Origin of the sequence: Altericroceibacterium indicum, assembly GCF_009828105.1 — a bacterium.
GTDB classification, from domain to species: domain Bacteria; phylum Pseudomonadota; class Alphaproteobacteria; order Sphingomonadales; family Sphingomonadaceae; genus Altericroceibacterium; species Altericroceibacterium indicum.
Genome location: NZ_WTYQ01000003.1, coordinates 522,765 through 529,677, shown reverse-complemented (window position 1 = coordinate 529,677; position 6,913 = coordinate 522,765). Strand labels below are relative to the sequence as shown.

At 52.8% G+C, this 6,913-nt stretch carries 2 protein-coding genes, 2 tRNA genes and 2 rRNA genes; 1 reads left to right on the top strand and 5 read right to left on the bottom strand.

Going from position 1 to position 6,913, the window contains the following annotated elements; translation table 11 throughout:
- The 5 genes from GRI39_RS10895 to GRI39_RS10875 all read right to left on the bottom strand — a co-directional run.
- A 23S ribosomal RNA gene (locus GRI39_RS10895) occupies positions 1 to 1,859 on the bottom strand; the annotation flags it as partial.
- Positions 1,860 to 2,233: 374 nt separating this feature from the next.
- Positions 2,234 to 2,309 (bottom strand) — tRNA-Ala (locus tag GRI39_RS10890).
- Between the two features lie 20 nt (positions 2,310 to 2,329).
- Positions 2,330 to 2,406 (bottom strand) — tRNA-Ile (locus GRI39_RS10885).
- A 207-nt stretch (positions 2,407 to 2,613) separates the two neighbouring features.
- Positions 2,614 to 4,102, bottom strand: a 16S ribosomal RNA gene (locus tag GRI39_RS10880).
- A gap of 580 nt (positions 4,103 to 4,682) precedes the next feature.
- A complete protein-coding gene (locus GRI39_RS10875; protein ID WP_160739703.1) occupies positions 4,683 to 5,459 on the bottom strand; it encodes a 3'(2'),5'-bisphosphate nucleotidase CysQ in 777 nt (258 codons plus the stop codon).
- 104 nt (positions 5,460 to 5,563) lie between these two features.
- Here GRI39_RS10875 and sucC point away from each other — a divergent pair, with 104 nt between their 5' ends.
- Positions 5,564 to 6,763, top strand: a complete 1,200-nt coding sequence (gene sucC / locus GRI39_RS10870; protein ID WP_160739702.1) for an ADP-forming succinate--CoA ligase subunit beta — start codon at positions 5,564 to 5,566, stop codon at positions 6,761 to 6,763.
- Positions 6,764 to 6,913: the final 150 nt, after the last annotated feature.

Below are 6,913 nucleotides of genomic sequence, written 5' to 3'. Positions count from 1 at the left end.
CCCGACAAGGAATTTCGCTACCTTAGGACCGTTATAGTTACGGCCGCCGTTTACTGGGGCTTCAATTCGGAGCTTGCACTCCTCCTCTTAACCTTCCAGCACCGGGCAGGCGTCAGACCCTATACGTCGTCTTGAAGCCGACTTAGCAGAGTCCTGTGTTTTTGATAAACAGTCGCTACCCCCTGGCCTGTGCCCCCTGCCAAAAGTTGCCTTAAGACAGGGCCTCCTTCTTCCGAAGGTACGGAGGCAATTTGCCGAGTTCCTTCAGGATACTTCTCTCAAGCGCCTTGGTATACTCTACCTGACCACCTGTGTCGGTTTCGGGTACGGTCTATATGAAGAGGCTATTTCCTGGGACTATTTGGCTGCCCGATCAATCCGTTAAGATCGAACAACTTCCACAATCCGTCACACATCTTCAGGCCCACGAATATTAACGTGGTTCCCATCGACTACCCCCTTCGGGCTCGTCTTAGGGGCCGGCTCACCCTACGCTGATTAGCATTGCGTAGGAACCCTTGGTCTTTCGGCGAGAGGGCATCTCACCCTCTTTATCGCTACTCATGTCAGCATTCGCACTTCCGATACGTCCACCCTCGGTTACCCTTGAGCTTCACTCGCTTACGGAACGCTCCGCTACCGCTCAGAATAAATTCTGAACCCTAAGCTTCGGTGCATCACTTTAGCCCCGATACATTTTCGCCGCAGGAACCCTTATTTAGACCAGTGAGCTGTTACGCTTTCTTTAAAGGATGGCTGCTTCTAAGCCAACCTCCTGGTTGTTTTGGGATTCCCACATGCTTTCCCACTTAGTGATGACTTGGGGACCTTAGCTGTAGGTTAGGGCTGTTTCCCTTTTGACGACGGACCTTAGCACCCGCCGTCTGTCTGCCGGATAAGACTCGTTGGTATTCGGAGTTTGGTTAGGTTTGGTAGATCTCGCGACCCCCTAGCCCATCCAGTGCTCTACCCCCAACGGCATACATCCGACGCTCTACCTCAATAGATTTCGCGGAGAACCAGCTATTTCCCGGCTTGATTGGCCTTTCACCCCTAAGCACAACTCATCCGATAATTTTTCAACATTAAACGGTTCGGACCTCCAGTGCGTGTTACCGCACCTTCATCCTGGTCATGCATAGATCGCCGGGTTTCGGGTCTAATCCAACATACTCTGTCGCCCTATTCAGACTCGCTTTCGCTGCGCCTACACCTATCGGCTTAAGCTTGCATGGTAGATTAAGTCACTGACCCATTATGCAAGAGGTACGCTGTCACCCCCTAAAGAGGCTCCAACTGCTTGTAAGCATTCGGTTTCAGGTACTGTTTCACTCCCCTAATCGGGGTGCTTTTCACCTTTCCCTCACGGTACTAGTTCACTATCGGTCATGTACGAGTATTTAGGCTTGGAGGGTGGTCCCCCCATGTTCAGACAGGATTTCACGTGTCCCGCCCTACTCGAGTCTTCTCACATCATTTTCACATACGGGGCTGTCACCCGCTATGGCCACTCTTTCCAAAGTGTTCTGTTAATTGAATGAGAAGCACTGGCCTGGTCCGCGTTCGCTCGCCACTACTAACGGAATCTCGGTTGATGTCTTTTCCTCCGGGTACTGAGATGTTTCAGTTCTCCGGGTTCGCTTCACCAAAGCTATATATTCACTAAGGTGATACCCTATCCACCTCGCTCATTATCCGATTGCTCGAACAACGAGAGAAATGGTGAAGGTGGGTTTCCCCATTCGGAAATCGCCGGATCAAAGTTTGCTCACAACTCCCCGACGCTTATCGCAGCGTGCCACGTCCTTCATCGCCTGTACATGCCTAGGCATCCACCAAATGCTCTTACCTCACGCTTGAGAATCCACACCATCAACGACAGGCCTGAGAGTGATAAAACTTGCTGCTTGCATAAACCAGCAAGTCCTCAAACCCATGCTACTAACCTGTAGCTTTTGTTGCGGACGTTATCTCAGCCAGACATAAAATATCTGTTGTGTCGCATGATCACATCAGTCCGTAGACCAATATAAATCCATGCGCCACGGCATCGATTAAAAACCCATTCACAATGTCAAAGACGCGAAGAGCAGATCTCTTCGCTACCACACCCTGGCCAAAGCCGGGCGGGATCAGATGTATTTCATACACTGGAGTGTAAAGAATGCGCCTCAAGTAGCGTAAGCGATAGGCGCTTAAACGCCTCAAGCAGCGCAGCGGTAGGCCACATAAATGGTGGAGCCTATCGGGATCGAACCGATGACCCCCTGCTTGCAAAGCAGGTGCTCTCCCAGCTGAGCTAAGGCCCCCTACCAAACTTTAAAATCTATGGTGGGCCGAGTAAGAGTTGAACTTACGACCTCACGCTTATCAGGCGTGCGCTCTAACCACCTGAGCTACCGGCCCATCGCGCCATCACAAGCTCTCAATTCTATACAATAGAATTGCCAAGCCGCGGGCGGCGTGAGCCAGCTCAGGCATTTATCACATGCGCAGTAAAGCGCCTGTAACAATCTCCAGTGATGAAAGGACATGAGGACGACGGCAATGTTCTTTGAAAAAGTGCGAAGCTCTTCCAACCGCAAGGGCTGGCGCTTTCGTACTAATCCTTAGAAAGGAGGTGATCCAGCCGCAGGTTCCCCTACGGCTACCTTGTTACGACTTCACCCCAGTCGCTGATCCCACCGTGGTTAGCTGCCTCTCTTGCGAGTTAGCGCACTACCTTCGGGTGAAACCAACTCCCATGGTGTGACGGGCGGTGTGTACAAGGCCTGGGAACGTATTCACCGCGGCATGCTGATCCGCGATTACTAGCGATTCCGCCTTCATGCTCTCGAGTTGCAGAGAACAATCCGAACTGAGACGGTTTTTAGAGATTAGCATGTTCTTGCGAACTAGCTGCCCACTGTCACCGCCATTGTAGCACGTGTGTAGCCCAGCGTGTAAGGGCCATGAGGACTTGACGTCATCCCCACCTTCCTCCGGCTTATCACCGGCAGTTTCCTTAAAGTGCCCAACTAAATGATGGCAACTAAGGATGAGGGTTGCGCTCGTTGCGGGACTTAACCCAACATCTCACGACACGAGCTGACGACAGCCATGCAGCACCTGTCACCGATCCAGCCGAACTGAAGAAAAGAGTCTCCTCTCATCGCGATCGGGATGTCAAACGCTGGTAAGGTTCTGCGCGTTGCTTCGAATTAAACCACATGCTCCACCGCTTGTGCAGGCCCCCGTCAATTCCTTTGAGTTTTAATCTTGCGACCGTACTCCCCAGGCGGATAACTTAATGCGTTAGCTGCGCCACCCAAGTTCTGTGAACCCGGACAGCTAGTTATCATCGTTTACGGTGTGGACTACCAGGGTATCTAATCCTGTTTGCTCCCCACACTTTCGCACCTCAGCGTCAATACTTGTCCAGTCAGTCGCCTTCGCCACTGGTGTTCTTCCGAATATCTACGAATTTCACCTCTACACTCGGAATTCCACTGACCTCTCCAAGATTCTAGTCTAGCAGTTTCAAGGGCAGTTCCGGGGTTGAGCCCCGGGATTTCACCCCTGACTTAATAGACCGCCTACGCGCGCTTTACGCCCAGTAATTCCGAACAACGCTAGCTCCCTCCGTATTACCGCGGCTGCTGGCACGGAGTTAGCCGGAGCTTATTCTCCAGGTACTGTCATTATCATCCCTGGTAAAAGAGCTTTACAACCCTAAGGCCTTCATCACTCACGCGGCATTGCTGGATCAGGCTTTCGCCCATTGTCCAATATTCCCCACTGCTGCCTCCCGTAGGAGTCTGGGCCGTGTCTCAGTCCCAGTGTGGCTGATCATCCTCTCAGACCAGCTATGGATCGTCGGCTTGGTAGGCCTTTACCCCACCAACTACCTAATCCAACGCGGGCCCATCTTAAGGCGATAAATCTTTGGTCCGAAGACATCATCCGGTATTAGCAGTCATTTCTAACTGTTATTCCGAACCTTAAGGCAGGTTCCCACGCGTTACGCACCCGTGCGCCACTAACCCCGAAGGGTTCGTTCGACTTGCATGTGTTAGGCATGCCGCCAGCGTTCGTTCTGAGCCAGGATCAAACTCTCAAGTTTGAGTGCATCAATACAATAACCAGCCAAAGCCAGCCATCATACCAACGTTCAAGGAGCCGATTACCTGCATCTATCAAACGTAATGGATACGAAGGACTATGTAAGGTAACGACTTAAATACCGGTATCCGGAGCCTTAAAACCCCCGGACCGGGCGCCGTCGCCCACATGTCCCTTCATCAATCAATCAACAATGTCAAAGAACCCCAACAACAAAGACAGCAATCAGTCCCTGAAATTAAATCCCAGGGGAATTGCTATCCCATCAATGTTGGCGACCAACTCAGTAGCGCCAGAAGCGCCGTCCCCGTGTCGGTGAAGCCCCTCTAGGACTAACCCCAGATTCGGTCAACACACTTTTTTCATGAAATCGTCAAAAAGTTTCAATTTAGCGAAACTATCAGTCTTTTAGTTTGTTAACTATGGGTTGAAACGGCTGAATTGCGTTGAACATCTATTCAGGTGCTGGTTTGCGCTGCTGGTCAGTCAAAACATTTCAAGACTCGGGCTGTGATTTGACAGCTCCAAGCGTCGCGAATCTGTCCGTGCGCATCGCCAATCCATCGCCTCACAAACTGAATTCAGGCGTATCGCTCTGCACGATCGGCCAAACGCTCTATTGCCGCATTATGCATGGCTGGTGAGCATACGAGGAGGCCAAATGCTCTTGGATCACGCTTATTGAAATTGAGTGGCTCTCCAAATGCATCGCTGATCGCCGCCCCCGCCTCACGCGCTATAAGAGTGGCGGCAGCGATGTCCCATTCAAAGCCCCACCTTAAAGTCGCCACCAGATCCGCTTCGTCAGCCGCAACCATTGCGATTCTCAAAGCGATGGAATTCGGCTTATAGACGATAGTCAGATCGGCATCTTCGCGCGGCAGCGAATCGACCGGAACACGTGCGCCTGCTAATTGCTCTCTTTTGCTGGCCTGAAGAGCGATGCCATTACGCCAGGCACCCTGCCCTGCCACAGCGCTCCACACTTCATCCCGCGCCGGGGCGACGAGCATTCCTATAAGGGGGCGGCCTTCGCTTACCAGAGCCACCGAGACAGACCAGCCGCTAAGCCCCCTTATATAGTCGCGTGTTCCATCGATCGGATCGACCAGCCATAACAGGCCTCTATCAAGCCTAGCGGGATCATCTGCCGTTTCTTCTGACAACCACCCCGCCGATGGTAGCAAAGCACTCAGTTCTCTTTTCAAAAACGAATCGACGGCAAGGTCAGCGGCACATACCGGGCTGCCGCCCTCCTTTTGCCAAATATCCAGCGCATGCCCTGCACCGGGCCATTGGCCCATCGCGATGGTCGCTGCTTCGCGGCAAATCTGCTCAAGATGAAGGTGGTCTATCATTCAATATTAAGGATTGCGCGCCGACGCGCCTCTTTTCAAGCGCCTCAGCATATGCTTATGCGCACGGGAGTCTGTTAATCCCTCCCAGTCGGAGATACTCTCCCATGAATATCCACGAATATCAGGCCAAGGAACTTCTGGCTAAATATGGTGTCGGCATCCCCGCTGGCTACCCTGCACTCACGGTTGAAGAAGCTGTTGAAGGCGCAAAGAAGCTCCCTGGGCCGCTTTATGTTGTTAAAGCACAAATCCATGCTGGCGGCCGCGGCAAAGGCAAGTTCATTGAACTCGGCCCCGATGCCAAGGGCGGTGTTCGCCTGTCCGACTCGATCGAAGCGGTCGAATCGAATGCCAAGGAAATGCTCGGCAACACTCTGGTGACCATCCAGACCGGCGATGCCGGTAAGGAAGTGAACCGCCTTTACATCACAGACGGTGTCGACATTGCGAGCGAATATTATCTTTCGCTTCTCGTTGATCGCGCCTCTGGCCGGGTTGCCATGATCGTTTCGACCGAAGGCGGTATGGACATTGAAGACGTGGCTCACTCCACGCCTGAAAAGATTGCCACCATCACAATCGATCCAGCACAAGGCTTCATGCCGCATCACGGCCGCGCGGTTGCTTTCGCTCTCAAGCTTGAAGGCGATCTCAACAAGCAGGCCCAGAAGCTGGCCAAACAGCTTTACACGGCGTTTGTTGATCTCGACTGCGAAATGCTCGAAATCAACCCGCTGGTGGAAACCAAGGATGGCAAGCTGCTCGTTCTCGACACCAAGATGAGCTTCGATTCGAACGCACTCTATCGCCACAAGGACGTGGCTGAGCTGCGTGACGAAAGCGAAGAAGACGCGATGGAAATCGAAGCCAGCAAGTATGACCTGGCTTACATCAAGCTCGATGGCGACATCGGCTGCATGGTGAATGGCGCAGGCCTGGCCATGGCGACGATGGATATCATCAAGCTCAATGGTGCTTTCCCAGCCAACTTCCTCGACGTTGGTGGCGGCGCGACCAAGGAAAAGGTCACGGCTGCCTTCAAGATCATTCTGTCCGACCCTGCAGTTAAAGGCATTCTGGTCAACATCTTCGGTGGCATCATGCGCTGCGACATCATTGCTGAAGGTATTGTTGCCGCTGCCAAGGAAGTCGATCTCAGTGTACCGCTGGTGGTTCGCCTCGAAGGCACCAATGTTCAGGAAGGCAAGGACATCCTCGCCAATTCCGGTCTGCCAATCGTAGCTGCTGAAGATCTTGGCGATGCCGCCAAAAAGATCGTCGGTGAAGTGAAGCAGGCTGCCTGATCAAGCGTAATGTTTGAGGCTGGATCAATCCCGGCCACATGGAACATCACAATCGCCGGGTGCCAAGCGCATCCGGCGATTTTATTTTGTCCGGAAGACAGTCGCAGCAAAGCCTCGCGCCTTGATCATCACCGCCCCTGCTACCAGATG

Bases quoted from the DNA above. Each gene is read 5' to 3' on its own strand.
- sucC (WP_160739702.1), top strand. From the start codon at position 5,564: ATGAATATCCACGAATATCAGGCCAAGGAACTTCTGGCTAAATATGGT.
- GRI39_RS10875 (WP_160739703.1), bottom strand. From the start codon at position 5,459: ATGATAGACCACCTTCATCTTGAGCAGATTTGCCGCGAAGCAGCGACC.